The sequence below is a fragment of the Labrys sp. E2SS-1L genome, assembly GCF_057073705.1.
The window spans coordinates 102,541-128,841 of sequence record NZ_CP172712.1 but is presented as its reverse complement, the minus strand read 5'-3'; the positions used below and the strand labels follow the sequence as shown (position 1 = coordinate 128,841).

General features: G+C 64.9%; 23 protein-coding genes. 11 read left to right on the top strand and 12 right to left on the bottom strand.

All coding sequences use genetic code 11. The features are described 5' to 3' along the window. The first annotated feature begins 276 nt into the window (after positions 1-276). From acnA to ACIGJE_RS00580, 3 genes are all read left to right on the top strand, one after another. Positions 277-2,958 (top strand): aconitate hydratase AcnA, encoded by a 2,682-nt coding sequence (gene acnA, locus ACIGJE_RS00590; protein ID WP_311935775.1) that lies wholly within the window; start codon positions 277-279, stop codon positions 2,956-2,958. A gap of 162 nt (positions 2,959-3,120) precedes the next feature. Then, positions 3,121-3,789 (top strand): carbonic anhydrase, encoded by a 669-nt coding sequence (locus ACIGJE_RS00585; protein WP_311935778.1) that lies wholly within the window; start codon positions 3,121-3,123, stop codon positions 3,787-3,789. Positions 3,790-4,065: 276 nt separating this feature from the next. Next, positions 4,066-4,338, top strand: coding sequence for a hypothetical protein (locus ACIGJE_RS00580; RefSeq protein WP_311935782.1), 273 nt, complete (start codon positions 4,066-4,068; stop codon positions 4,336-4,338). A 23-nt stretch (positions 4,339-4,361) separates the two neighbouring features. Here the strand turns inward: ACIGJE_RS00580 and ACIGJE_RS00575 are convergent, their stop codons facing one another. Next, the gene (locus tag ACIGJE_RS00575) at positions 4,362-4,796 is read right to left on the bottom strand and encodes an Lrp/AsnC family transcriptional regulator (protein WP_068298273.1); all 435 of its coding nucleotides are present in this window, start codon (positions 4,794-4,796) and stop codon (positions 4,362-4,364) included. 120 nt (positions 4,797-4,916) lie between these two features. Here ACIGJE_RS00575 and ACIGJE_RS00570 point away from each other — a divergent pair, with 120 nt between their 5' ends. Next, positions 4,917-5,825: a DMT family transporter gene (locus ACIGJE_RS00570; RefSeq protein ID WP_367625955.1), complete on the top strand. Its 909-nt coding sequence runs from the start codon at positions 4,917-4,919 to the stop codon at positions 5,823-5,825. Here ACIGJE_RS00570 and ACIGJE_RS00565 read toward each other — a convergent pair. The 3 genes from ACIGJE_RS00565 to ACIGJE_RS00555 form a co-directional block, all read right to left on the bottom strand. Further along, a complete protein-coding gene (locus ACIGJE_RS00565) occupies positions 5,809-6,672 on the bottom strand; it encodes an EamA family transporter (RefSeq protein ID WP_415086092.1) in 864 nt (287 codons plus the stop codon). The two genes, ACIGJE_RS00570 and ACIGJE_RS00565, sit on opposite strands and share 17 nt — an antisense overlap. A 138-nt stretch (positions 6,673-6,810) precedes the next feature. Further along, a complete protein-coding gene (locus ACIGJE_RS00560) occupies positions 6,811-7,494 on the bottom strand; it encodes a lysophospholipid acyltransferase family protein (RefSeq protein ID WP_311935795.1) in 684 nt (227 codons plus the stop codon). A 95-nt stretch (positions 7,495-7,589) separates the two neighbouring features. Continuing rightward, on the bottom strand, positions 7,590-8,120 hold the full coding sequence (locus ACIGJE_RS00555; protein WP_311935801.1) for an Lrp/AsnC family transcriptional regulator: 531 nt from the start codon (positions 8,118-8,120) through the stop codon (positions 7,590-7,592). Between the two features lie 66 nt (positions 8,121-8,186). Here ACIGJE_RS00555 and ACIGJE_RS00550 point away from each other — a divergent pair, with 66 nt between their 5' ends. Beyond that, positions 8,187-8,573, top strand: a complete 387-nt coding sequence (locus ACIGJE_RS00550; protein ID WP_367625953.1) for a RidA family protein — start codon at positions 8,187-8,189, stop codon at positions 8,571-8,573. A gap of 168 nt (positions 8,574-8,741) precedes the next feature. On the opposite strand, the gene ACIGJE_RS00545 is transcribed toward ACIGJE_RS00550, so the two are convergent. Next, complete coding sequence (locus ACIGJE_RS00545; RefSeq protein WP_415086089.1) at positions 8,742-10,634, bottom strand: M3 family oligoendopeptidase; 1,893 nt, start codon at positions 10,632-10,634, stop codon at positions 8,742-8,744. Positions 10,635-11,010: 376 nt separating this feature from the next. On the opposite strand from ACIGJE_RS00545, the gene ACIGJE_RS00540 reads away from it, so the two are divergent. The 3 genes from ACIGJE_RS00540 (at position 11,011) to ACIGJE_RS00530 (ending at position 16,602) form a co-directional block, all read left to right on the top strand. Then, on the top strand, positions 11,011-12,528 hold the full coding sequence (locus tag ACIGJE_RS00540; protein ID WP_415086087.1) for a sigma-54-dependent transcriptional regulator: 1,518 nt from the start codon (positions 11,011-11,013) through the stop codon (positions 12,526-12,528). Positions 12,529-12,693: 165 nt separating this feature from the next. Then, positions 12,694-14,691 (top strand): L,D-transpeptidase scaffold domain-containing protein, encoded by a 1,998-nt coding sequence (locus ACIGJE_RS00535; RefSeq protein WP_415086085.1) that lies wholly within the window; start codon positions 12,694-12,696, stop codon positions 14,689-14,691. A gap of 345 nt (positions 14,692-15,036) precedes the next feature. Then, complete coding sequence (locus ACIGJE_RS00530; RefSeq protein ID WP_311935818.1) at positions 15,037-16,602, top strand: peptidoglycan L,D-endopeptidase MepK; 1,566 nt, start codon at positions 15,037-15,039, stop codon at positions 16,600-16,602. A gap of 10 nt (positions 16,603-16,612) precedes the next feature. Here the strand turns inward: ACIGJE_RS00530 and ACIGJE_RS00525 are convergent, their stop codons facing one another. Beyond that, entirely contained in the window at positions 16,613-16,885 is a 273-nt protein-coding gene (locus ACIGJE_RS00525) for a BolA family protein (protein ID WP_415086083.1), read from the bottom strand. A 265-nt stretch (positions 16,886-17,150) separates the two neighbouring features. Between ACIGJE_RS00525 and ACIGJE_RS00520 the strand changes: the two genes are divergently transcribed. Next, positions 17,151-18,230, top strand: coding sequence for a DUF2125 domain-containing protein (locus tag ACIGJE_RS00520; protein ID WP_415086081.1), 1,080 nt, complete (start codon positions 17,151-17,153; stop codon positions 18,228-18,230). Between the two features lie 96 nt (positions 18,231-18,326). Next, positions 18,327-19,109, top strand: a complete 783-nt coding sequence (locus ACIGJE_RS00515; protein WP_311935825.1) for a transporter substrate-binding domain-containing protein — start codon at positions 18,327-18,329, stop codon at positions 19,107-19,109. 19 nt (positions 19,110-19,128) lie between these two features. Here the strand turns inward: ACIGJE_RS00515 and ACIGJE_RS00510 are convergent, their stop codons facing one another. The 4 genes from ACIGJE_RS00510 to ftsY form a co-directional block, all read right to left on the bottom strand. Then, the gene (locus ACIGJE_RS00510) at positions 19,129-19,881 is read right to left on the bottom strand and encodes an arginase family protein (RefSeq protein ID WP_415086079.1); all 753 of its coding nucleotides are present in this window, start codon (positions 19,879-19,881) and stop codon (positions 19,129-19,131) included. Between the two features lie 198 nt (positions 19,882-20,079). Continuing rightward, complete coding sequence (locus tag ACIGJE_RS00505; RefSeq protein WP_415086077.1) at positions 20,080-20,880, bottom strand: metallophosphoesterase; 801 nt, start codon at positions 20,878-20,880, stop codon at positions 20,080-20,082. 7 nt (positions 20,881-20,887) lie between these two features. Beyond that, complete coding sequence (locus tag ACIGJE_RS00500; RefSeq protein ID WP_367625946.1) at positions 20,888-21,559, bottom strand: septation protein A; 672 nt, start codon at positions 21,557-21,559, stop codon at positions 20,888-20,890. A gap of 3 nt (positions 21,560-21,562) precedes the next feature. Then, on the bottom strand, positions 21,563-22,825 hold the full coding sequence (gene ftsY, locus ACIGJE_RS00495) for a signal recognition particle-docking protein FtsY (protein WP_415086074.1): 1,263 nt from the start codon (positions 22,823-22,825) through the stop codon (positions 21,563-21,565). 203 nt (positions 22,826-23,028) lie between these two features. On the opposite strand from ftsY, the gene ACIGJE_RS00490 reads away from it, so the two are divergent. Further along, complete coding sequence (locus ACIGJE_RS00490; protein WP_415086072.1) at positions 23,029-23,784, top strand: RluA family pseudouridine synthase; 756 nt, start codon at positions 23,029-23,031, stop codon at positions 23,782-23,784. Between the two features lie 167 nt (positions 23,785-23,951). On the opposite strand, the gene ACIGJE_RS00485 is transcribed toward ACIGJE_RS00490, so the two are convergent. Together ACIGJE_RS00485 and ACIGJE_RS00480 are read right to left on the bottom strand one after the other, a co-directional pair. Next, positions 23,952-24,839: a LysR substrate-binding domain-containing protein gene (locus ACIGJE_RS00485; RefSeq protein ID WP_311935841.1), complete on the bottom strand. Its 888-nt coding sequence runs from the start codon at positions 24,837-24,839 to the stop codon at positions 23,952-23,954. 376 nt (positions 24,840-25,215) lie between these two features. Further along, positions 25,216-26,214: a LysR substrate-binding domain-containing protein gene (locus ACIGJE_RS00480; protein ID WP_483679083.1), complete on the bottom strand. Its 999-nt coding sequence runs from the start codon at positions 26,212-26,214 to the stop codon at positions 25,216-25,218. Between the last annotated feature and the right edge of the window lie 87 nt (positions 26,215-26,301).

Genomic DNA, 26,301 nt, shown 5'->3' with positions numbered 1-26,301 from the left:
GAGAGGAAACGCGGTGTTCTGCCCCGGAATCGGCCGGCAGCCTTAACAAAGCGTAAAAATCCGATCGATTTTTCTGCCGCTCCCGCCTCCTACCCGTCCGGTGGCAGACCCCGCGATCCGGGCATGGCAGACGTCGCCAAATAGGCAGTAGCGGCCTGACTGGAATCCTTCTATAAACGCACCATCCCGCGCCGCACAAATCGCCTCGCGAGCGCGAATTCCGCTGACCTATCATAGGCTTGGGGACGCTCCCCGGCCTTTTTCAGGGAACCTGCCATGGCCTCTCTCGACAGCTTCAAAGCCCGCAAGACACTTCAGGTGGGCTCGAAGACCTATACCTATTATTCCTTGAAGGCAGCGGAAGCGAACGGTCTTCCCGGCATTTCCGCCTTGCCGGTCTCCATGAAGGTCCTGCTCGAGAACCTCCTGCGCTTCGAGGATGGCCGCAGCGTTTCCAAGGGCGACATCGAAGCCATCGCCGCCTTCCTCACCAATCGCGGCAAGGCCGAGCGCGAGATCGCCTTCCGCCCCGCCCGCGTGCTGATGCAGGACTTCACCGGCGTGCCGGCCGTGGTGGACCTTGCCGCCATGCGTGACGCCATGAAGGCGCTGGGCGGCGATCCCACCCGCATCAACCCGCTGGTGCCGGTGGACCTGGTCATCGACCACTCCGTCGTCGTCGACTATTTCGGCAACAACGACGCCTTCAAGAACAATGTCGCCCGCGAATATGAACAGAACCAGGAGCGCTACCGCTTCCTGAAATGGGGCCAGTCGGCCTTCGACAATTTCCGCGTGGTGCCGCCGGGCACCGGCATCTGCCACCAGGTCAACCTGGAATATCTGGCTCAGACGGTGTGGACCAAGGAAGAGGACGGTGTCACCGTCGCCTATCCCGACACGCTGGTGGGCACCGACAGCCACACCACCATGGTCAACGGCCTGGGCGTGCTCGGCTGGGGCGTCGGCGGCATCGAGGCAGAGGCCTCCATGCTCGGCCAGCCCAATTCGATGCTGATCCCCGAAGTCATCGGCTTCCGCCTCACCGGCAAGCTGCCGGCCGGCGTCACCGCCACCGACCTCGTGCTCACCGTCACCCAGATGCTGCGCAAGAAGGGCGTGGTCGGCAAGTTCGTGGAGTTCTTCGGCCAGGGCCTCGACGCCATGACGCTGGAGGACAAGGCCACCATCGCCAACATGGCGCCGGAATATGGCGCGACCTGCGGCTTCTTCCCAGTCGATGCCGAGACGCTGCGCTATCTCGACAAGTCCGGCCGTGATGCCGACCGCATCGCGCTGGTCGAGGCCTATTCCAAGGAACAGGGCATGTTCCGCACCGCGGCGAGCTTCGATCCGGTGTTCACCGACATCCTCGAGCTCGATCTCGCCACCGTGCTGCCTTCGCTGGCCGGTCCCAAGCGCCCGCAGGACCGCGTCCTGCTCTCCGATGCCAAGGCCGGCTTCCTCGCCGCGCTGGAAGGCGAGTTCAAGAAGCCAGACGAGGCCGGCAAGACCCAGGCCGTCGCCGGCACCGACTATGGCATCGGCCACGGCGCGGTGACGATCGCTGCCATCACCTCCTGCACCAACACCTCCAATCCCTCCGTGCTGGTCGCGGCCGGCCTGCTCGCCCGCAAGGCGGCGGCCAAGGGCCTGAAGTCCAAGCCCTGGGTCAAGACCTCGCTCGCCCCGGGATCGCAGGTGGTGGAAGCCTATCTCAGCCAGTCCGGCCTGCAGAAGGACCTCGATGCCCTCGGCTTCAACCTGGTGGGCTTCGGCTGCACCACCTGCATCGGCAATTCGGGCCCGCTGCCCGAGCCGATCTCGGAGGCCGTCAACAAGGGTGACATCGTCGCCGCCGCGGTGCTCTCGGGCAACCGCAACTTCGAGGGCCGCGTCAATCCGGACGTCAAGGCCAACTATTTGGCCTCGCCCCCGCTGGTGGTCGCCTATGCGCTGGCCGGCTCCCTGCAGGTCGATCTCACGCTGGAGCCGCTCGGCACCGGCAGCGACGGCAAGCCCGTCTTCCTCGCCGACATCTGGCCCGATGGTGCCGAGATTCAGGCGGTGATCGACGAATTCGTCACCCAGGCGATGTTCAAGTCCAAATATGCGGACGTCTTCAAGGGCGACGAGAACTGGCAGAAGATCTCGGCCCCGGCCGGGCAGACCTATGCCTGGGACGAGCGTTCGACCTATGTGCAGAACCCACCCTATTTCGACGGTATGACCAAGACGCCGGTGCCGCCCACCGACGTGCACAAGGCCCGCGTCCTTGGCCTCTTCCTCGACTCGATCACCACCGACCACATCTCCCCGGCCGGTTCGATCAAGGCGGCGAGCCCGGCGGGCGAATATCTGCGCGACCATCAGGTCCGCCCGGTGGACTTCAACCAGTACGGCACCCGCCGCGGCAACCATCAGGTGATGATGCGCGGTACCTTCGCCAATATCCGCATCAAGAACCAGATGCTGCCGGGCATCGAAGGCGGCCTGTCCATCCATTATCCCGATGGCGTGGAAGCCCCGATCTATGACGTGGCCATGCGTTACAAGGCCGAGGGCGTGCCCCTGGTCGTGTTCGCCGGCAAGGAATACGGCACCGGTTCCTCGCGTGACTGGGCGGCCAAGGGCACCAAGCTGCTCGGCGTGCGCGCCGTGATCGCCCAGAGCTTCGAGCGTATCCACCGCTCCAACCTGGTCGGCATGGGCGTGGTGCCCTTCACCTTCGCCGAAGGCACCTCCTGGCAGACGCTGGGCCTGAAGGGCGACGAGACGGTGACGATCGAGGGTATCGAGACGATCAAGCCGCGCGCCACCATCGAGGCCGAGATCACCTTCGCCGACGGCAAGGTCGTCAAGGTGCCGCTGCTCTGCCGCATCGACACACTGGATGAGCTCGACTACTTCAAGAACGGCGGCATCCTGCAGTTCGTGCTGCGCAACCTGGCGGCATAATCCCGGGAGGGCGGGCCTCTCGACGGCATGTTTGCATGTCGCGGTATCCGCCCTCTTCCGGTATCCATGCATGGCGGTGTCTCCTGAGATCACCGCCTCGCTCTCTTCTCGACCGTTGTCGTTTCAAGAGCGGACAGGATGTCCGCGCTCCGAGGAGATCCCATGTTCCCCGACAGTCTCATCGCCGGCTACAAGTCTTTCCTTGGTGATCGCTTCTCCCGGGAAAGCCAGCGCTACGAGACCTTGGGAACCACGGGGCAGAGCCCTGAAGTGCTCGTGATCGGCTGTTGTGATTCGCGGGTCTCGCCCGAAGTGATTTTCGACGCCGGGCCCGGCGAGCTGTTCGTGGTGCGCAACGTCGCCAATATCGTGCCGCCCTATGAAGCGGGCGGCCAGTTCCACGGCACCAGCGCCGCGCTGGAATTTGCGGTCGAGGCGCTCAAGGTCAAGCATATCGTGATCATGGGCCATGCCAGCTGCGGCGGCATCCGCTCCTTCGCCGAGAAGCGGGCGCCGCTGTCCTCCGGGGATTTCATCGGCAAATGGATGTCGATCATCGCCCCGGCGGTGGATACGCTCGAGGATCCCGGCGAGACGCCGTCCGAAGACTACATCACCCGCCTCGCTCTGGCCGCCGTGGAACAGAGCCTTGCCAATCTGATGACCTTCGGCAGCGTGCGCCGCCGCGTCGATGCCGGCGAATTGCAGCTCCACGGCGCCTATTTCGGCATCGCTTCCGGCCATCTCCTGGTCCGCGATCCCGAAACCCGCCGCTTCGAGGCAGTGGTCGCCGACATCGGTACGCCGCCCTCCCTGCTGCGCTGCGACTGAGGTGAGGACGTTGCAGGCGCGACGCCTGCGACCCCGGGATATTGCACCGCCTGTCTAAAGCAGGGCCGGTGTCCTTATATCCTGCTTACGCGTTATGCTCCAAATAATACACAATATTTATTTGTGTAATGGGCATGCCATTTCATAAAATGCCTTCGATGTCAGCCCGCCGAACAATTGCGGCAGGGCAGGATAACGTCCTTATCTTTCCCTCGTCCGACCGAATGCTTTCGCGGGCCGGCGTAAGAACAAGGCATTTTCAGAACCGCTTCCGCCATGTCGCATTCAGTCCCGAAAAAACTGGACATCGTGTCCAGGGTAACCATTCACGTCTTTGCTGCCGAAGTCCTCTTCGCCGCCTTGCTGGCGGCCTGTGGATCGAAGGCTTTTGCGGCGACCTTCGCCGCGCTGCTCGCCCTGTTTGCCGTGCTGCAGGCGATGGCGGCGTTCGGGGCTCGTCGCCGGGCGCCATCCTCCTCGCTGACGGAATGGGACGGCATCGCCTGGCTGCTGCTGGTGGCGACGGGGGCCCTGCTGTTCCTGCGCTGATCTCGTCTCGGCGAAGCGCGCCCTCACAGCGGCGGCAGGCGGCGCTTTACCGGCTGCGACTTGACGATGGCGGTGTTGGTCTCGGCCTTGTCGATGAGGCGGTCGAGGATCTCGTCGAGCTGTTCGATCGAGCGCAGGTGCAGCCGGGCGACGAAGCAGTCGTCGCCGGTGACCTTGTCGCATTCGGAGAATTCCGGGATTTCCTCGATCAGCCTCTGCACCCGGGGCAATTGGCCGGGCAGGGGGCGGATGCGCACGATCGCCTGCAGCGTATAGCCGAGGGCCTGCGGATCGACGTCCACGGTGAAGGCGCGGATCACGCCGCGCTCCTCCAAGCGTCTGAGACGTTCCGAGGTCGAGGGGGAGGACAGGTTCACCCGGCCCGCCAGTTCCTTCAGCGAGATGCGGGCATTCTCGACCAGAATGTCGACGATGCGTTTGTCCACTTCATCAAGCATGATGCCAATCCACGATTTTTCCTTCGTGATTTAGGAGGATGTCATATCTTGCCTAATCCTATCCATATAAAACTGCACGGTGCCCGAATAGAATTCAGCCTCCTTTGTGAGGTGCATGCCATGGACAAGCTCCGCGGAACGGCCGAGATGACGGCGGCCATGATCATATCCGGCACGATCGGCTGGTTCGTCATCCTGTCCGGCCAGCCGGTCATCGACGTGGTGTTCTGGCGCTGCCTGTTCGGGGCGGGCACGCTCGCCTTGATCTGCCTGGGGCTCGGCCTTTTCAGGCGCGACGTCATCACGGTGCGGCAGATCGGCCTCGCCGTGGTCGGCGGCGTCGCCATCGTGGCGAACTGGCTCATGCTGTTTGCCGCCTATCCGCGCGCCTCGATCTCGATCGCCACCGCCGTCTACAACACCCAGCCCTTCATGCTGGTGGGTTTCGGCGTGCTGTTCTTTTCGGAGAAGTTGACGGCGTCAAAGCTGTTCTGGCTCGGCCTCGCCTTTGCCGGCATGCTCGGCATCGTGCAGGCCAAAAGCGGGGCTGCGGGGACCGATTATCTGGTCGGCATCGGCCTGGCGCTCGGCGCCGCCTTCTTCTATGCCATCGCCGCTCTGGTCGCCAAGAAGCTCAAGGGCGTGCCGCCGCACCTGATCGCGTTGATCCAGGTGATCGTGGGCACCCTGATGCTGGCCCCGCTCGCCAGCCTATCCCATCCACCCGTCGGCGAACAGACCTGGGCCATCCTGGGCACGCTCGGCATCGTCCATACCGGACTGATGTATATCCTGCTCTACGGCGCCATCCAGAAGCTGCCGACCAGCCTCACCGGCGCGCTCTCCTTCATCTATCCGGTGGTGGCGATCCTGGTCGACCTCGTCGCCTTCGGCCACCGCCTGGACTGGCTGCAGATGGTTGGTGCCGGCGCCATCCTGGTCGCGGCGGCCGGCATGACGCTCGGCTGGTCGCCCTTGCGCCGGAACGAGGCAGCGGTGCCGGGGACGCCGGCTAGCCCCCGATCCTGAGCAGGAGGACGCCGAGAAGGGCGGTGGCGATGCCGAACCATTGCAGCGCCGACAGCCTTTCGCCGCGCAGCACCACGCCGAGGGCGGCGGTGACAGCGCCGGACAGCGTGCTCAGCACGGTGACCACCGCGACGGCCCCGGTGAGCGCGCCCAGGGCCAGCGTGCCGAAGCCGCACAGGCTGAGCAGGCCGATCGCGGTGATGAGGAGCCAGAGCGATGAAGGCGGTGGCTGGAACTCTGCCGGCCGCACCGCGAGCATGCCGGCAAGACAGATCAGATTGGTGGCATAGAGCAGCCACAGCGTCGCCGTGGTGCCGAGCCCGGGCAGCGCCAGGTGTCCCTGCAGCCAGAAGCCGATACCGAAGAACAGAGCCGCCGCCAGTGCTAGGCGCAGAGAAGTCCTCGAACCCGCCGAGGCGCTGTCGTCATCCGGCGCGTAGACCGTGCAGGGTACCCCGATGAAACAGAGCGCCAGGCCCGCCAGGGCCCACCAGCCCAGTATCTCGCCGGTTGCCAGTGACAGCAAGGTGGTGATCACACCATAGGTAGCGGTGAGGGGGGCGACCAGGGCGGCCTTGCCGCGAGCCAGGGCGGACAGCAGGGCCAGCATGCCCAGGAAATTGCAGAGGGCGGCGGCAAGGCCCCACAGCCAGGCCTCCGACGGGGCCGACGCCGTCTGGCCGCGGATGCCAGGCAGGACCAGGACCAGCAGCGACAGGCCGGCAAAGCCGATGGCCTGGCTGAAGAACAGGGACTGGCGCACCCCGAGCGCCCGCGCCGCCGCGCCGCCGAGGAAATCCGTGCCGCCCCAGCACAGGGCTGCCGCCAGGCCGAGAAGAATTGCCATGTTTGCGTCCGCTGTTCGGCCGTGGAAGGAACGTACTTCTTTGAGGCTTCGTCCCTCTTAGCTGCAGCCCTTGCCTCCTCGGAACGCAGAGCCATGCCAAAGCGCGGCAATATCCAGCCAAAACGCGCAAGGGCGCCGTCAGCTCCCGGAACGCAGCCGCCGATGGGCTTCGGCGTGCAGGTCGTCGAGCCCCATGGTGATGCGATGGCTGACCGCGTCGATCTCTGCTGCGTCGGCATCGCTGGCTACGGTGAGGGCCTCCGACCACAATACACAGCCGCGCCCGAAGGGCAGGACCAGGCTGGCCTTGTCCCAGTTGTCGAGGTCTATGCGGGCGCTGGTCACCGCCGCGAACAGGAAGATCGGCCGTCCGGTCGCCCGCGCCAGCTGCACCGCGCCCTTGCCGGCGACACGCGCGACCTTGGGCACGTCGGCCGTCATCAGCACATTGGTGCCGGTTTCCAGCGCCTGGCGCATCGCCAGGAAGGCGGGGATGCCGCATTTGCCCCGGATCTTGGCCCGGGTCTGGGTGCCCGAGCCGCGGATGGTGCCGTAGCCGGCCCGCGCCAGTGCCGTGGCGATCACCGAGCCGTCGAAATGCAGCGAGACCAGCACGCTGGTGCGCGGTGCCCCGCGCAGGGCTGCGACGCTCAGCATTTGCTGGCCATGCCAGGTCAGTGCGATGAAGGAACCGTCCGTCCTCTCCCAGGGCCGCTGCTCGCCCGGCAGAGGGGCGAAGCGCGTGGTGCGCATCACGCCACTGATATAGGCATGCAGCCCATAGCCGGCTGCCCTGGCAGCCCATTGCTTCCTGCGGATCATCGTCCAGCTCCCGAATGCGGGCGCAACCTAGGGTGAGCGGATTGCACGGGCATTGCGGGCAGGCGGACGCCGCCCAGGAGAGCCGGATATTGAACTTAATCCCGCGGCAGCGGGATTTCCGGCCAATCCTCGGTGGCCAGGGGCTGGATTGCCCGTTCCAGATAGGTGGAGAGCACCACATAGCTCTTGGTGCCCCTGACGCCCGGCAGGACATAGAGCTGGGAGAGGAAATGCTCCATGGCCCGCGCGTGTCGGGTGCGGACCTTCATGACCACGCCGGTATCGCCGGCTACCGAATGCATCTCTTCCACCTCGGGAAAGCGGCGCAGTGTCATCATGCGTTCGCTCTTGCCCCAGCCCTCGGTGTCGACATGCACGAAGGCGAGGAAGGGCTTGCCGATGGCCTGGGCGTCGAGAACGGCCGTCGTACCCTTGAGCACGCCGGATTCGCGCAGCCGCTTGACGCGTTCATGCACGGCCGGAGCGGAAAGTCCCACATTCTGGCCGATCTCGGCATAGGTCTGGCGCGCATCCGCGCTCAGCGCACTTAAGATCTTTCGGTCGAAATCGTCGAGGATACGGTCTGGCCTTTCATTCGGCTGAAGATCCTTCGTTTTTGATTTCATTCGGCAAAAATCACTTTTTATCGAAGATTTTTCTGCTCAGAATAGCCCAACCAAGGAGCTCTGATCATGCAGATGATAGTGCGAAATCCTGCTGAAGGCATCTATGAAGCGACACCGGACTACGTCCACGCCATGGAAGTGGTGAGGCCGCAGCGCCTGCTTTTCTTCAGCGGTACCATGGGCCTCGATCTGGCGGGGAGGGCGCCCGCCGGTCTGGCGGAGCAACTCGACTGCGTATGGTCCAATATCCGGCGCATCCTTGCCGAGGCCGGCATGGGCGTGGACAATCTGGTGCGCGTCACCAGCTATTTGCGCGATGCCGCCTATGTCGAAGCCAATCAGGCGGCGCGGCTCGAGGCTCTTGGCAGCCGCCGCATCCCGACCACGGCCATCGTGGTTGAAACGCTCGAACCGGGCTGGCTGGTGGAGCTGGAGGCGATTGCCGCGGGATGAGGATGGCCGCAGTCCGCAACACCCTCTCCCGGCCCGGGAGAGGGAGACTTCGGTGTTGCGATCAAGTCGGGGCTGGCATCGTCTCGCTCGGCACCAGTCATTGCCTCCCCCCGGCGGGGAGAGGAGAAGGGTGAGGCAGTAAAGCCGCTGCCTGCAGCGCTGTCAGCCTCACTCCATTCCTTCGAGCTCTATGATCATGCTCTCGATCAGGTTGAGGCCGATCTGCCAGAAGGCAGGATCGCGCGCGTCGAGGCCGAAGGGGGCGAGCAGTTCGGAATGATGCTTGGTGCCGCCGGCCGCCAGCATGGCGAGATAGCGTTCGGCAAAGCCGTCATGCGCCTTTTCGTAGACGGCATAGAGCGAATTCACCAGGCAGTCGCCGAAGGCGTAGGCATAGACGTAGAAGGGCGAGTGGATGAAGTGCGGGATGTAAGTCCAGAAGGTCTCGTAGCCCGGCCCGATCTTGATGGCCGGCCCGAGGCTTTCCTCTTGAACGGACAGCCAGATCTCGCCGAGGCGGTCGGCGGTCAACTCGCCCTGGCGGCGCTCGACATGTACCTTGCGCTCGAAGGAATAGAAGGCGATCTGGCGCACCACCGTGTTGATCATGTCCTCCACCTTGGCGGCGAGCATGGCCTTCTTCTGCGCCGGGCTGGCCGCCCCTGCCAGCAAGGCGCGGAAGGTCAGCATCTCGCCGAACACCGAGGCGGTCTCGGCCAGGGTCAGCGGCGTCGGCGCCATCAGCGCGCCGTTGTGGCCTGCCAGTACCTGGTGGACGCCGTGGCCGAGCTCATGGGCCAGCGTCATCACGTCGCGCGTCTTGCCCTGGTAGTTGAGCAGCACATAGGGATGGGCCGAAGGCACGGTCGGGTGGGCGAAGGCGCCGGGCGCCTTGCCGGGGCGGACGGGCGCATCGATCCAGTTCTCGTCGAAGAAGCGCTGGGCGATGCCGGCCATGCGCGGCGAGAAACCGGCATAGGCCTCCAGCACGGTGCCGCGCGCATCTTCCCACTTAATCGGCGTGCTCTCGACCTTGGGCAGCGGCGCATTGCGGTCCCAGTGGTTGAGCTGGTCGAGCCCGAACCACTTGGCCTTGAGGCGATAGTAGCGATGCGACAGGCGCGGATAGGCTTCCTGCACCGCCGAGACCAGCGCATCGACCACCTCGCGCTCGACCCGGTTCGACAGATGGCGCGAATCGGCGACATCCTCGAAGCCGCGCCAGCGGTCGGAGATCTCCTTGTCCTTGGCCAGCGTGTTGGTGATCAGGGTGAACAGCCTGAGATTATCCTTGAAGGTGCGGGCGAGGGCATGGGCCGCCTTCTCGCGCTTGGCCGGGGAGGGATCCTGCAGCAGGTTCAGGGTCGGCTCCAGCGTCAGTTCCTGACTGTCCTCCACCCGGAAACGCAGGCCCGAGATCGTTTCGTCGAACAGGCGGTTCCAGGCTCCGCGACCGGTGACCGACTTGTCGTGGAACAGTTGCTCGACGCGATCCTCGAGCTGATAGGGCTTCTCGATGCGGATGTCGTCGAGCCAGGGCTTCCAATGGGCGAGCGCCAAGTCTTCTTCGGTCTGCTGCTCGACCGCCTCGGCCAAGGCCGCATCGTCGATGCGGTTGAGCTCCAGCGTGAAGAACAGGAGGTGGGAGGAGGCGGTGGTCAGCTTGTCCTGCACGTCGCCATAGAATTTGGCGCGGACGGGATCGGTGGTGTCGCCGGCATAGACGAGGCCAGCGAAGGAGGCGATGCGCCCGAGCCTGTCCTCGAGGCCCTCATAGGTCTTGATGATGGTGGCGAGACGGCGGGCGCCCTCCTTGCCGGCCAGAATCTCGGCGAGCTTGCCCTTATGGGCCTCCTCGAAGGCAAGACAGTCGGCCAGGCCCCTGTCGAGATCGGCGGCAATCTCGGGCGAATCGATGCCCGGGTAGAGATCGGCGAGATTCCATTCAGGCAATCGGCCGAGTTCGCTGCCCTTCCGGTCGGCCCTGGTCTCCGGCGAATCAGCCTTGGATGCCTCGGATGAAGAGGAACCGGAGGATGCGGAAAAAGATTGGCCGGCCATGAAAACTCCTTGAGACCGCTTGGCACTACGATTGCGGTTATCGTTCGAACGGCATTCCTGAATGCCAGCCGGAGGCTGACACTCCGTGTTTGCAACAAAGCCGGGCCGGCGATACGGCCCCGTGATGATCCCACATATCGCCGTTCGCGGCCGCGGTTTCAACCATCTCAGCGGAATGTGACTTTGATGAAACGTCGTTAAGCAGTCCTTCACGCTTCTCCTCCTAGATGATCCGAAACGGCACACGGGGCGCTTCGCCCGGGTGAAATCGTGGCGCCTCTCCGGAGGGTGGCCTCGTGCTGGCGCGCGGCGATGCCGGGTTTCCGCAGGGATCGGCATCCGATCGCTGCGCCGGATGAAATGGGACGGGGGATTGATGGGCTCGACTGTTCTGATCGCCGACGACGATCCGGTGCAATGCCGGCTTCTCGAGGCCATGGTGAGGCGTTTTGGCTATCATGCCTGCCTTGTCGACAGTGGCGAAGCGGCGCTGCGTGAACTCGAAGGCGGCAAGATCGATCTTCTCGTCCTGGACCTGGTGATGCCTGATCTCGACGGCATGGGCGTGCTCGGCCGCATGCGGGCCCGCGGCCTGCAGGTTCCGGTGATCGTGCAGACGGCCCACGGCTCGATCGATGCCGTAATCTCGGCGATGAAGGCGGGTGCGGCCGATTTCGTGGTCAAGCCCGTGGGGGCGGAGCGTCTGCAGGCCTCGATCCGCAATGCTCTCAAGCACCGCGCGCTGGAACGCGAAGTGGCCGTGCTCGCCAAGCGCGTCACGGGTCAGCTCGGCCTCAAGGATCTGGTTGCCCGCGGTCCGGAGATGGAGCGGGTGGTGCGCCTGGCCGAGAAAGCGGCGGGGTCGACCATTCCCGTGCTGATCGAGGGCGAAGCGGGCACCGGCAAGCAGATGGTGGCGCAGGCGATCCATGGCGGCGGCGAACGCCGCGGCCGGCCGTTCGTGGCCGTCAATTGCGGCACCCTGCCGGAGGCCGAGGCCGAACGCATCCTGTTCGGCCAGGACAAGAACGCGGCCGGTGCCGTCGACAAGCAGGCCGGCAAGCTGGCGGAGGCCCATGGCGGCACGCTCTTTCTCGACAATGTCGGCGAATTGTCGCCCGTCCTGCAGGTCAAGCTGCTCGACGCGCTGCGCAGCGGCGAGATCGAACCGCTCGGCGCCCGGCGGGCTGTGCGTACGGATTTCCGCCTGATCTCCTCGACCAGCCGCAACCTGATCGATCTGGTCAAGGCGGGGCTGTTCCGCGAAGACCTCTATTATCGCCTCCATGTCTTCCCGATCATGCTGCCGGCGCTGCGGGTGCGGCGTGAGGATATCGCCGACCTTGCCTGGCATTTTCTCGCACGCTTCGGGGCCGAGGAAGGCAAGGCCGTACGCAGCATCAGCGCCGAGGCCCAGGCGCTGCTCACGGCCTATGACTGGCCCGGCAATGTGCGCCAACTCGAAAATGCGATGTATCGCGCGGTGATTCTCGCTGAAGGCGACGAGATCGGCGTGCCGGACCTGCCGCAGATCGCCGCCCGCGTGGATGGGTTCGACGTGCGCATCCCTTCTGCGCCGCTGCTGCCGCCCAAGCCGGTGCACATCGGTCCGGCCATGATCACCGGGACACCGCTGCGCGAGATCATCACGGTGCGCGAACCCCACACCATGACCATGCTCGATGCGCGAGGGGACGTCCGCACGCTGGAATCGCTGGAAACGGACATGCTGAAATTTGCCATCCGCCATCATCGCGGGCAGATGACCGAAGTCGCGCGCAAGCTCGGCATCGGACGATCCACGCTTTATCGCAAGCTCAAGGAACTTGGGCTTGACGAAGCGTCGATCGGCGTGAGAGCCGGAGAAACGGGCGAGTCTCACCAGGCGGCGTGAACGGTTATGTGATCGTTTGCACACCAGAATTTGTCTTGAATCTGGCATGGTACTTGTCACTATCGACACAATTGCAGGCGGCGTTGGGACATTGGGCGCCGGAGATTGAGGAATCTTATGAGTTACCGCGCTAATTTGTTGAGTTCGGTCGCTCTGGCTTTGAGCTTGAGCGCCATATTGCTCCCGGCCTATGCCCAAGACAGCGGTACGCCCACCAGCCATAAGCCCGATGCTGCCGCGCCGTCGGTTCCCGGCCTGAGTGCCGGCGAAAAGCAGAGCGCCTTCGCCCCGGCCGTGCCGCAGACCGCGCCGGCCGCCGCTTCGCCGCAGGAGCGGGTGAGCGTGCAGCATGTCAAGCCGGACGCCGCACCGGCTTCGACCGCGACCCTTGCGCCCGCGCCGGTCGGCCCCGTTCCGGTGCCGGCTCCCGTCGAAATGGCACCGAAGCCGGCCGAGACGGCCGTTGCCCCGGACACGCCGTCCTCGATCTCCGCAACGGCCCCCAAGGACGGGGCCACGCCGACGGGTTCCCAGTCCGTGGCTACCGCTTCGCCGGCCGGGCAGCCCGCCCCCAGCATGGCACCGACCCCGGAAATCCCCGCTGCCGTTCCGGCCGAGACGCAGGCACCCAAGGTCGAGCCCAAGGCTGAGCCCGTGCCGCCCGCTGAGGCCAGCACGCCTGCTCCCGCGCCATCGGTTGCTCCTGCCGCCGTCACCATGAATCTCGCCGCCAGGCTTGCCGATTACGTCGCCAAGCGTGGCGCCGACGCGCAGGCCATCAGCGATTTCTACGCGCTGCGCGGCGCGACGCCGCTCTGGATCGACAATGGTGCGCTCACGCCCGCGGCCAAGGCCTTGGTCGATCGCATGAACCGCGCAGGCGAGGATGGCCTTGACGCCTCGGCTTTCCGCGTTGCCGGGCTCAACGCCCTGAGCGGCGCGAGCGCCGATGCCCAGGCGGATGCCGAGATCGCGCTGAGCGCGGCTGTCCTTACCTATGTCCGCCAGGCTTCCTCGGGCCGGGTCGACACCCGGCAGATCAGCCGCGACATCGCCAAGGCTCCCAACATGCCCGACCCGGTGGCGGCGCTCGCTTCGGTGGCGATCGCCTCCGATCCTGTCACGGTGCTTGACGGCTACAATCCGGCCTCGCCGCAATACCTGGCGCTGAAGCAGAAGCTGGCCGACGTCAGGGCCGCCAATGCCGCCGCCGCCGAAGCCACTCTGCCGGAAGTTCCTGCCGGTCCCACGCTGAAGGTGGGCATGACGGACACCCGGGTTGCGGTGCTGCGCACGCGCCTCGGCCTGACGGCCAGCGATGCCGACAGCGATGTCTATGACGAGGCATTGCAGGCGGCGGTGCGCGACTTCCAGGCCACCCGCAATCTCAAGGCCAGCGGCACGCTTGGTCCAGCCACGGTGGTCGCCCTCAATGCGGCCCTGCGCCAGCCGCGCGTCAATACCGAGAGCGAGATCATCGCCAATATGGAGCGCTGGCGTTGGTTGCCCCATGACATGGGCCTGACCAATGTCTTCGTGAACGTGCCCGAGTACAAGGTCTGGTTCACCAAGGACGGCGTGCTGAGCTATGAGGCGCGGGTGGTGGTCGGCAAGGCCAATACGCCGACGCCGATCTTCTCCGATCAGATGAGCTTCGTGGTGGTCAATCCGTCCTGGAACGTACCGCAGTCGATCATCAAGAAGGAATATATGCCCAAGCTCGCCCAGGATCCCGGCTATCTCGAGCGCCGGGGCTATGAAGTGAGCTATGTCGGCGGCCAGATGCAGGTGCGCCAGCCGCCGGGTGAGCGCAATGCGCTCGGCTTCATCAAGTTCATGTTCCCGAACAATTTCTCGGTCTATCTGCACGACACGCCGCAGCGCAACCTGTTCTCGCGTGACGAACGGGCCTTCAGCCATGGCTGCGTGCGTGTGGATAACCCCTATAAATTTGCCGAGCTCGTGATGGGCAATGGCTGGACTGAGGACAGCGTCCGCGGCCTGCAGGGCGGGGAAGAGCAGCGCATTGATTTGGAGAGGAAAATTCCGGTCCACATCGCTTATTTCACCGCCTATGTGGACGGTGACGGCGAATTGCAGCGCCTCAACGACATCTACGGATATGACCGGAAGGTGATTTCGGCGCTTGGCCTTCCCGGCTGAAATCTGTTATGCAACGATTTACCATGTTTGGTAAGGGTTGGCGTTCGCCAACCCGCGTTCGTCTTTTTGCCACGTTTCCCAAGCAAAAGGCCACTCCCAAGGCCGGTTTCAACGGCTAGATATTAGGGGTCGAACGGTGCATCAACGGTGCTTTAACCAATCTCGGCAAGACTCCGGCAATCCGGACCTGGCGCCGAGCGTCCCATTTGTGGAAATACGCTCGGCTCTGGTTCCCTCGCCTATTTGCCGAGAGTGCTAATCGTGCAGAACCCACTCAGCCTTTTGCCCCGGATCAAAGTTTCGCGTACCGGTCGCATTCTGGCCATTTCCCTCGCATCCACCGTGATGACGACGGTTCTGGTCGGGCCGACGCAGGACGCGATTGCCAATGGCGATACTCGCTCGCTCTATATGCGCCACCTGCATACGGGCGAGACCATCAACATCACCTACAAGCGTAACGGCTCCTATGATTCCGCCGCGCTGAAGAAGATCGACTGGTTCATGCGCGACTGGCGCCAGAACCAGGCCGTGCGCATGGATCCGCGCACGCTCGATACGCTGTGGCTGGTCTATCGCCAGGTTGGCGCCTCCCAGCCGATCAACATCGTCTGCGGCTATCGCTCGCCCGGCACCAACGGCATGCTGCGCCGGCGTTCGCGCGGCGTCGCCAAATTCAGCCAGCACACGCTCGGCAAGGCGATCGACTATTTCATTCCCGGCGTGTCGCTGTCGAAGCTGCGGGTCGCCGGTCTTCGCCTGCAGCGTGGCGGCGTGGGTTACTACCCTTCGTCCGGCTCGCCCTTCGTCCATATGGATTCCGGCGGCGTACGCATGTGGCCGCGCATGTCGCGTAGCGAACTCGCTTCCGTCTTCCCCGACGGCAAGACGGTGCTGGTGCCTTCGGACGGGCGTCCGATGCCCGGCTACCAACTGGCGATGAACGAAATTCGCCGCAATGGCGGCTCGGCTGGCGGTGGTGCCGGCGAGGATGACGTCGCCGAGACCAGCGGCGGCGGCTTCTTCGCAGCCCTGTTCGGTTCGCGCAGCAATACGACCACCAGTGCCCCGCCGGTCGAAGTGGCCCAGGCCTATGCGCCGACCACGCGCAGCAGTGCCCGCATACCGGCCGTGGCGCCGCAGCCGGCGGCTCAAGTGGCTCCTCCGGCGATGCAGCAGATGGCGATGGCCGATGAATTGGCGACCTCGCCGCGTCGCATGGCGCCTGTGCCGCTGCCCGAGCGCCGTCCCAATGATATCGACGCCGCACAGGCTGCCGATGCTGCGACGGCACAGCTCGCCTCCGCCGATACCGGTCCGCGCATGATCTGGCAGACCGGGGCGAATGGCGCGGGTGGCGAGGTGGCTGCCAATGTGCCGTTGCCGCCGCTGCGTCCGGGTACGGCGGCCGAGGAGAGCCAGGCGGCCCCCGTGCAGCTCGCTTCCCTGGATGCTCCGCCGGCGGTGCCGGCAACGCGGCCGGTGCTCGATCCCAAGCCTCCGGTCTTCGCAGACCTTTCCCAGGGCAGCGAAGGCTTCATGAAGCGTAGCGCCAACCGTCAGTCGCAGCGCGCCCTCGGCTTCGCCGATCCGGCGCCCGTGACCAACACGGCCCGGCCGCCACGGCCGGCTTTGATCGCGACGCGCTTCGAGAAGCAGAACTTCGCTTCGCTGTCGGCGCCGGTTTCCGCTGCCCGCAACAAGCAGCAGGCGACCCTGGTCAAGCCGGACCTGCGCACCACGGCTTCGCTGATCGCGGCGCCGTCCAAGACGGTGGTGGTGCGCTTCGGCGTGGCGGCCTATCAGGACCTGCGGGCCGACAAGTTCACCGGCGCCGCGGTCAAGCCCCTGCGCGTCGCCAGCTTCGCGCCGATGCCGGATATCTTCACCGGCTCGATCGCCTCCAACTAAGCCAGAGTTTTTACCAGCGCACCGGTTCGCCCGGTGCGCTGGCTTCGATCGCCAGGGCATGAACGCCGCGCGCAAAGGCAGGCTTCAGGGCTTCGTTGACCAGGCGATGGCGCTCGACGCGGCTGCGTCCGCTGAAATGCGGCGAGACGATCTTCACCCGGAAATGGCTTTCGCCGCCCTCGCGATGACCGGCGTGGCCGGCATGGGCAGCCGATTCGTCCAGTACCACCAGACGTTCGGGCGCAAGCGCCGCTTCCAGGCTGGTTTCGATCAGATCTTGCATGGATGACGTCACGTTCGCAGGTTTCCTATTGCCCTGACTTTGGCCCAATTCTCCGCGATAGAGGGCCCTCGTCTCGAATCACGTTATTCCTGCGCTAAAACAAGGCTGATTCAAGAGGCCGAAATATCTATCCGCGACCTGGCCAATCCTAGAGCAAAACGCGTTCGTGACCGAACGCTTATTTTCTCTAACTCCCTGTTTCAACGCGTCTTTGCGATTCGTGGTGATCCCGTCAAATCGCAAGACGCTCTAGCGAGACCCTTTCGTGCCGACTGACCTGATCAATCCCGCGCCGCGCCGTTCTTCCCGCCGCATCTATCTGCCGACCATCCTGTTCGCCCTGATCGCAATCGCCTGGTCGGGCTTCTGGTGGTACGCCTCCACTCGGCTCGAGGCCGAATGGGCGCGCTTCCTGGCCAAGCAGGCCGAGCTCGGACGCCAGATCAAATGCGGCGAGCAGACCATCGGCGGCTATCCCTTCCGCCTGGAAATGCATTGCGGCCAGGCGACGGTGGAGAGCGTCAGAGCCAATAGGCCCTTCAGTGCCGCACTCGCCGAGGTGAATGCGGTGGCCCAGGTCTACCAGCCCAACAAGGTGCTGCTCCAGGCCAAGGGACCGGTAACGCTGGTCGACAAGAGCGATGCCGGAGCGACGCTGACCGCCGATTGGAAGAGCGCCGAGGCCAGCATGTCGATCTGGACTTCCGGGCCGCAGAATGCCGCGGTGGTGATCAAGGGCCTCAGCGGTACCGTCAAGCGCGGTGACCAGGCCGTCAATCTGGTCGAGGAGGGCAATGTCGAGGTCCATATCCGCCTGGCCGAGGGCACCAATGCCGCGCCGGGCGCCTATGATCTTGCCGCCGATGTCGACGCCAAGGCGATCGCGCCGCTCGACGATTTCCTCGGCGCTCCTTCCCCGATGAAAGGGACTTTCCGCGGGGTGATCACCAAGATCGACCTCAGGCCCATGCCGATGCCCGAGCGCCTGCGCGATTGGGCCGCCGCCGGTGGCACGCTGACCATCACGCAGGCCCAGGTCGAGCGTGGCCCGAGCGTCGTCAAGGCAACCGGCACAGTCGGGCTGGAAACCAGCGGCTTTCCCTCCGGCGACCTGACGGTGGCCCTCGCCGGCGTGCCGGAACTCGCCCAGACGCTCAAGCAATCGGGCCGGGTGCCAGATATGGTGGCGACGACCCTCACCGTCGGCCTGCCCGTGCTGGGCAAGCCCACCAACATCGATGGCAAGGCAGCGGTCGAAGTGCCCCTGACCATCGCCGACGGCAAGATCCGCGCCGGTGCCTTCCTGCCTGGCCTCAAGCTGCCGCGCCTGTTCGTGCCCGAATAGGGGCGAGGGCGCGCGCTGACAACGGATCCTCCTCATGGGTTGAACGAGGGGCTCGCAGCTTTATGCTGCCCGCAACAAACCATTTGGGGGAATCACATGCTTCGTTTGCTTGTCGTCTGTCTCGGCCTGCTTTGCCTTGCGCCCGCCGCGATCGCACGGGAGGCGCCGTCGGCACCGGGGCTCGACGCCGTGCTGGCATCCGGCGTGCTCAAGGTAGGATCCACCGGCGACTACCGCCCCTTCAGCTACAAGGATCCGGCGAGCGGCGAGTTCTCCGGTTTCGACATCGATCAGGCCAAGAGCCTCGCCGAGACACTCGGCGTGAAGCTCGAGATCGTGCCGACGACCTGGTCCAATCTGTCGGCGGATTTCGAAGCCGGCAAATTCGACGTCGCCATGGGCGGCGTGTCGGTGACCTTCGATCGCCAGAAGAAGGGCCTGTTCTCCACCCCCTATATGCGCGAGGGCAAGACGCCGATCGCCCGCTGCGCCGACAAGGGCAAGTTCGAGACACTTCAGGATATCGACAAGCCAGGGGTGACGGTCGTTGCCAATCCGGGCGGCACCAACGAGAAATTCGCCCGCGCCAGCCTGAAGCAGGCCAAGATCGTGATCTTTCCCGACAACACCAAGATCTTCGACGAGGTGGCGGCGGGGCGGGCCGACCTGATGATGACAGACGCCTCCGAGACCCTCTATCAGGAAAAGCTGCATCCGGGCGTGCTGTGCGCCGTGCATCCCGACAAGCCTTTCAATTTTGCCGAGAAAGCCTATTGGCTGCAGCGCGACATCGGCCTGAAGGGGTTCGTCGATCAATGGCTGCACCAGTCGATCGAGACGGGCGCCTACCAGAAGATCTACGACAAGTGGTTCAAGTGAGTCGGTAGACCGGATCGGGTTACTGCGCCAGGATCGGCGCCAGGGCATCGAGAAGCGGGTCGGGGGAGAAGGCTTCCCCTCCCGGTTCCCAGGCATATTGAAACTCGGCGATCTCGATGCCCACGAAGGCCTGCTCGGCGATCACCTCGCAGCAAGCGCGGAGATCGGCGAGCGACAGGCCGCCTTCGCAAGCATAGTCGGTCGGAACGACGCCCGGATTCAGCACGTCGCAATCCAGGTGCACATAGACCGGACGGCCGGCAATCGCCTTGCGCAATTCGGCGGCCAGGTCGCCGCGTGGCTCGACCAGCGGAATGCCGTGCCTGTCGATCAAATCCTGCTCGAATGGGTCGAGATCGCGCTGGCCCACGAGAACGAGCCGGTCGAGGCTCAAGCCTGCTCCCAGACTCGAGTCCCAAAGTCCGGCGGGACCGGAAATGGCGAGACCGCCAAGAAAGCCCGAAGCCGAGGCCTCCGGCGTATTGAGATCGCCATGGGCGTCGAACCAGACGATGCAGGCATCGGGACGATGCCTGGCAACGGCCGGCAGTGTCGCGAGCGAGACCGCGCAGCGGCTGGTGGCTGCAATGGAGACGTCTCCCTTCGCCAGCACGTCGTCGAAGCGGGCCTGCAACTGTTTGAGCGCCGGCAGCGCGACGTCCAGTTCCTCGCGCCAGCCGGTATTCAGCGCAGGTTCCGGCGTGCCGACCACGAAAGGCGCGATGCCCGTCCGCCGTGCCAAGGCGTCGCCGATCGCCCGGGCTCCCGGCATGGCCAGATCGTTGTGATCGCCAGCCCGCCCCTGAAATACCGTATATGCAAACTGCCTGGTCAATGCTGTCGCCTCAGATTTGGCCACGGTCACCCCGGGGGCGACAGACGGCTCGATAGCACCCCCTGATGGTATCGGCAGTACTCGCCCGGTTTCAAGGTTGATCGTCCTGCCGGCCGCTTCTCGCCTTGCCCGGCTTCAAACCTCCACGACAAGGCTCGGATCGTGGTTCGGGTTCTCCACTTCGATGATGGATTGCTTGCCCCTTCGATAGGCATAGATGTTGCCGCGCGGATTGCTGACGATGCGGGTGTCATGCACGCGATAGTCGCGGCTGGCATGAATGTGACCATGTATCCAAAGGTGCGGCCGGTATTCGGCAATCAGGGAGGTCAGATCGCTGGCATAGGCCGCATCGATCGGCTCGCTGACGGCATTCTGCCAGAGCGAATGGGGGTGCGGGGCGTGATGGCTGATCACCACGCTGGGGCCGTTGAACGGCCGGGCAAGGGTGTTTGCGATTGCCGACCGGTGCCGGCCATGGCTGAGCAGAGCGTCCCTGGTTTGCCAGCGCCGATAGTTGGGCCCGGTCCGGATCAGCTTGTGGTCGTTCATCTGCATGCCTGCGGCGACCTGCCCCTGAAAGGGGCTGCCCGCCACGGCGTAGTCGGTCCACAGCGTGGCGCCGATGAAGCGCACCCCGCTGGCGGTGAGAGTCTCTCCCTCGGCAAGCAGGTGAATACCTTCCAGCCGCGCCCGATCGCGGGCTTTGCGCAGTTCCGTTTCCACGTTCTCCCGATAGAAGTCGTGGTTGCCGGGAACATAGATCAGCGGCAGGCCGCGGGGCAGGACATGCTGCGCGAGCCAAGGCAAAGCCCGGTCATGGAGGCGGTTGCAGACATCGCCGGCAATGACGACGGCATCGGCCCCGGCAGGTGTTGGAGCAAGCGTATAGGGGCTGTTATCGACGTGGAGATCCGACAAGACCCAAAGACGCATGATCGACCTAGGTCTTGCTTTGCTCGGTAGCGTCAGGGCTGTCCGGCTTCACCTCGTATTTCATCAGGATCGGCACCTGGGTGGCGGCGAAGATCAGGGTGATCGGCATGGTGCCGAAGACCTTGAAATTGGTCCAGAAATCATCCGAGAAGTTGCGCCAGACGATTTCGTTGAGCACCGCCAGGAACAGGAAGAACAGGCCCCAGTTCAGGGTGAGCTTGCGCCAGCCCTCGGGCTTGAGGTCGAAGGCAGCATCGAGGACGATGCGGATCAGGGGCTTGCCGAAGGCGAGGCCTCCCAGCAGGATCAGGCCGAACAGCGTGTTGACGATGGTCGGCTTGAGCTTGATGAAGGTCTTGTCCTGCAGCCAGAGCGTCAGCACACCGAAGACCAGCACGAAGATGCCCGAGACCAGCGGCATCACCGGAATGTGCCGGGTGAGCACGAGGCCGGCGATGAGCGCGATCACTGTGGCCGGGATGAACACGGCGGTGGCCGTGAAGATGTTGCCGCTCGGCCCCTCGAACAGGGCCGGCGCCATGAAGCGCTCGACCAGGGGCTTGAACAATTCCGGCTTGTAATTGGCGAGGAAGAACAGGACCAGCGGCCCCATTTCCAGCACGAGCTTGAGGACGGGATTGACCTTCTGGCGCGGAGCGCCTGCGGTTTCAGCGGTCATGGCTCACTCCATCCCGGCAATGGCGCGGGAGAAGTCCCGGGCAGAGAAGGGTTCGAGGTCATCGATGCCCTCGCCGACGCCGATGTAATGCACGGGCAGGCCGAATTTGGCGGCCAAGGCCACCAAGATGCCGCCGCGCGCCGTGCCATCGAGCTTGGTCATCACCAGGCCGGTGACGCCAGCGGTCTTGCCGAAGATCTCGGTCTGCGAGATGGCGTTCTGGCCGACGGTAGCGTCGAGCACCAGCAGCACCGCGTGGGGCGCGCTCGCGTCGATCTTCCTGATCACGCGCACCACCTTGGCGAGCTCGTCCATCAACTGGGCCTTGTTCTGCAGCCGCCCGGCGGTGTCGATCAGCAGCACGTCGGAACCGTTTTCCTGCGCGGCCTTGAGGGCGTCGAAGGCGAGACCCGCGGAATCGGCACCCTGCTCGCGAGCCACGATGGGCGAGCGGGTGCGCTCGGCCCAGACCTTGAGCTGCTCGATGGCGGCGGCGCGGAAGGTGTCGCCGGCCGCTAGCGTCACCTTGAGGCCGTCGGCGCTGAACTTGGCGGCGAGCTTGCCGATGGTGGTGGTCTTGCCCGAGCCGTTGACGCCGACCATCAGGAGAACGAAGGGCTTGTGGGACCGGTCGATCTCCAGGGGCTTGGCCACCGGGGTGAGGATGGCCTCGACCTCGCTGGCCAGGACCTGGTGAACCTCCTCTGGCGAGATCTGGCGATCGAAGCGCCCCTTGCCGATCGCGGCGGCGATACGGGTGGAGACGTCGACGCCGAGATCGGCCTGGATCAGGACGTCCTCCAACTCCTCGAGCGTGGTGGCATCGAGCTTGCGCTTGAGCACGATGTCGGTGATGCCGCGGCTGATGGCGTTGGACGAACGCGACAGGCCGTCGCGCAGGCGGCGCCACCAGGATTTCTTCTCGGCGGGCGCGGGCGGCGAGGCCGGCTCGCTGGTGCGCGGAGCTGGAGACGGCTCCGGTGCGGGAGGCGGTGCCGGCGCAGGAGCTGGCGGCGCAGGAGTTGGTGGTGCAGGCGACCCGGGTTCCAGGGGAACGATCAATTCGGCCGCGGCCAGGGGCACGGGTTCGATCAGGGCCTCGAGCGGCGCCTGTGCTGGTTCTGGCGCCGTGCCGGATTCCTCGACGGGAGCCGGCGTCGCCTGCTCGGCGGCTGGCTCGGGCCTGGTCTCGGTTTCCGGCGTCGTGGCGCCTCGCCCGAACAGCCGTGAAAAGAAGCCGGGCTTTTGCTTGTCGCTCTCAGTCATCGAAACGGTCTGAATCCCAAAAGCGTTTTGCGATCAGGCGGAATCGCCTAGAATCGCAAAGACGCGTCAAAACAAGAAGTTAGAGCAAAATGCGCTCGGTCGTCGACGCGTTTTGCTCTTGGGTGGCCAACCTGCCACCGAAAAATGGTCTCATGTTGAAGGAACCTCTAGCCGACAATGCCCGATCACGATAGCGCTAAGCGATGATATCGCTCGATTTGACCACGCGGCTCATTCACCGCGACGCCCTGATCCTGATCCTCGACAAGCCTGCCGGCCTGCCCGTGCATGCGGGGCCGAAAGGCGGGCCCAATCTCACGGCCATGCTGGAGCAGCTGCGCTTCGGCCTGCCTCGCAATCCGGAGCTGGCGCATCGGCTCGACAAGGATACGTCCGGCTGCCTGGTGCTCGGGCGGCATGCCAGGCCCCTGCGCACTCTCAACGATCTCTTCGCCAAGGGCGGCGTCGAGAAGACCTATTGGGCGGTGGTCGAGAGCGGCCCGACCGAGGACAGTGGCCTGATCGACATGCCGATCGCCCGGCGGTCGCCCGAGCGCGGCTGGTGGATGAAGCCGGCCGAGGACGGCTTGCCGGCACAGACCGATTTCCGTGTGCTGGGTCGGGCGGGGGAACATACCTGGCTGGAGCTGAAGCCGCGCACCGGCCGTACCCATCAGCTGCGCCTGCATTGCGCCGCCTCCGGCTTTCCGATCGTCGGCGATCCGATCTATGGCAGCGCGCCGCGCGAGGGCGGCCCGGTGCTGCATCTGCATGCCCGAGGCGTGAGCGTGCCGATCCTGCCCAAGAAGCCGGCTGTCACGGCGGAAGCAGCGCCACCTGACCATATGGGCGAGCACCTTGCGGCCCTCGGCTATCGGGGACCTCTCAGCCCGACGCCGCCGGAACTGGTGCAGCCGGTGCCCGAGCCGGTCCGTCGCCGCGGGCTCAGGCCGAAATAGGCATGAGAACCTTCCGCCTTGCGGGCTGCCGGATTCACACATCTCGACGTGGCAAGAAAAGGCGCGGGTAATCCTTCCCCGAAGCCGGGGAAGGATTACCCGCGCTCAATACTGCCAATATTGAGATGTGTGCAGCCGATAGCCTGCAAGGGGGAAGGCCTAGCGTTCTACCCCGCTGTATCAGCCAGCTCCGCCAGGATCCAGTCGCGGAAAGTGCGGATCTTGGGCTGGTTGCGGCGCATTTCGGGATAGACCAGGTAGAAGGCCCGATCGCTCGGCAGTACCAGCTCGAAAGGCTGGATCAGCCGGCCCTCGGCGAGGTCGTCGTCGTAAAGGGCGGTCGAGAGGATGGCAGCTCCCTGTCCAGCCTTGGCCGCCGCGTTGATCACCGCCTGGCTGCTGAGATTGTAGACGAGCTTGGGCATTTCATAGCTGACGCCGGCTGCTTCGAACCATTCGCGCCACCAGTAATCGCCGGGATCGAGAAGGGGGATGCGCAAAAGATCGGCCGGCGTGTAATGCGGGCCGAGACGAGCGACGAGGTTGCGGCTGAGCATGGGCGTGTAGTCCCCCGGGAGCAGGCGGTGGGCCTGCAGGCCGGGCCAGTCCCCGGTGCCGAAGAAGATGGCGACATCGGTTTCTTCACGGGTGAAGTCGATAGCACGGTCGGTCGCTTCGATACGGACTGCCAAAGTGGGGTGGGCGAGCTGGAAGGCGCCGATATGGCGGGCAAGCCAGCTGGTGGCGAAACTCACCTTGGCGCAGACGGTCAGCACACCCTCGACGCCGCCGCGGGCCGCTGCATAGGCCTCCGCCATCAGGGCGAAGGCGTCGGTGATCGCCGGCGCCAGGCGCTGGCCGGCTGCGCTGAGCTCGATCTGGCGCGGCTTGCGCAGGAAGAGCGGCCCGCCGAAACGTTCCTCCAGGAGCTTGATCTGGTAGGAGACGGCAGCCTGGGTCATGCCGAGCTCGGCGGCCGCACGGGTGAAGCTCAGATGCCGCGCCACGGCCTCGAAGACTCGGATAGCGGCCAGCGGCGGCAGCAAAGTGCTCACGATGCATCAGCTCTCTTTATGGGTACTGCTTGAGCTTCAATTCGTCAGAACCCGAAATTCATGGAAAATCTCCGGATGAAACGGCCAAAAGCAGGGCCGATCTGGAGATTTGGCCATGATAGTGGCGCGGATAGAACGTATAGGGCAAGCTTATTCATATAGGGCCGATACGGGGCATGGCGAGACGCAGCCGGCCCGTCGGCCAGCCTTATTGAGGGAGGCGCTGCGTGAGCTCTCCGATCACCTGTTGTGCGACATCGGTGTTATCGATGGCCATGCGAAGAACGATCGGCCTGAGCCTGACGCCAGCGCCCGCGCTCTGATCGATCGCTATCGATAGAGAGGGGGGCGGAAGGAAAGCGGCTTCTTGATCGTCTTAAGACGCCATGGCCTCTTCACCCCGGTTGCCGAGGCTGGCGGTCCTGCCGACCTCCTCCAGGATCCAGTCGCGGAAGACGCGGATCTTCGGCAGGTTGCGGCGGGCTTCGGGATAGACCAGGTAGAAGGAATGTTCGCCGGCGACTTGATGAAAGGGCTGGATCAGCCGCCCTTCCGCCAGATCCTGGGCCCAGAGGGCGCAGGAGAGGATGGCGACGCCCTGGCCGTCGAGTGCGGCGGTTCCGACGAAGGCCTGTGAGCCGATGCAGGGAATCTCCACGGGCCCGCGATGGACACCGCCGAAGCGATCCTGCCCGCGCGTGATTGGCGGTGCGGACTGCACTTCGCTGCGCGAAGGGCCCCTGGGGCGGCGGGCGACTTTGACGAGGTCGAACCAATCGTCCCACCACGTGTCGCCGGGATCGAGCAGTGGCAGGCGCCGGAGATCGGCTGGCTGCTTCACGCCGCCGATGGTGGCGGCGAGCTTCGGGCTGAGCATGGGGGAGTATTCACCCGATAGCAGGCGATGGCTGCACAGGCCCGGCCAGTTGCCGTCGCCATGGCGGATGGCGAGATCGATGTCGCTGCGTGCAAAGTCGACTGCTTGGTTGATGGCGTCGATCCGCACGGCCAGGGAAGGGTAGCGGATCTGGAAGGCGCCGACATGGCGGGCCAGCCAGGTCGTGGCGAAGGTGATCGAGGCCGTGACCGTGAGCACGCCCTCCGCATCACCGCGCGCCGAGGCATAGGCCTGGGCGAGCAGGGAGAAGGCTTCGCTCACCGCCGGCGCCAGGCGCTGGCCGGCCTCGGTGAGCTCGACCTGCTTGGGGCGGCGCAGGAAGAGCGGGCCTCCGAAACGTTCCTCGAGCAATTTGATCTGGTAGGACACGGCGGCCTGGGTCATGCCGAGTTCGTTGGCGGCGCGCGTGAAGCTCTGGTGCCGTGCCACGGCCTCGAACACCCGGATGGCGGTGAGGGGAGGAAGCGGAAGGGTCATTTGCGATAAGCCTGTTTTATGGCTCCAAATCGAGCTTCAATTAGCCACATCCCGCGCGGAATGGGAATATCCCTGTCAGATATTGCT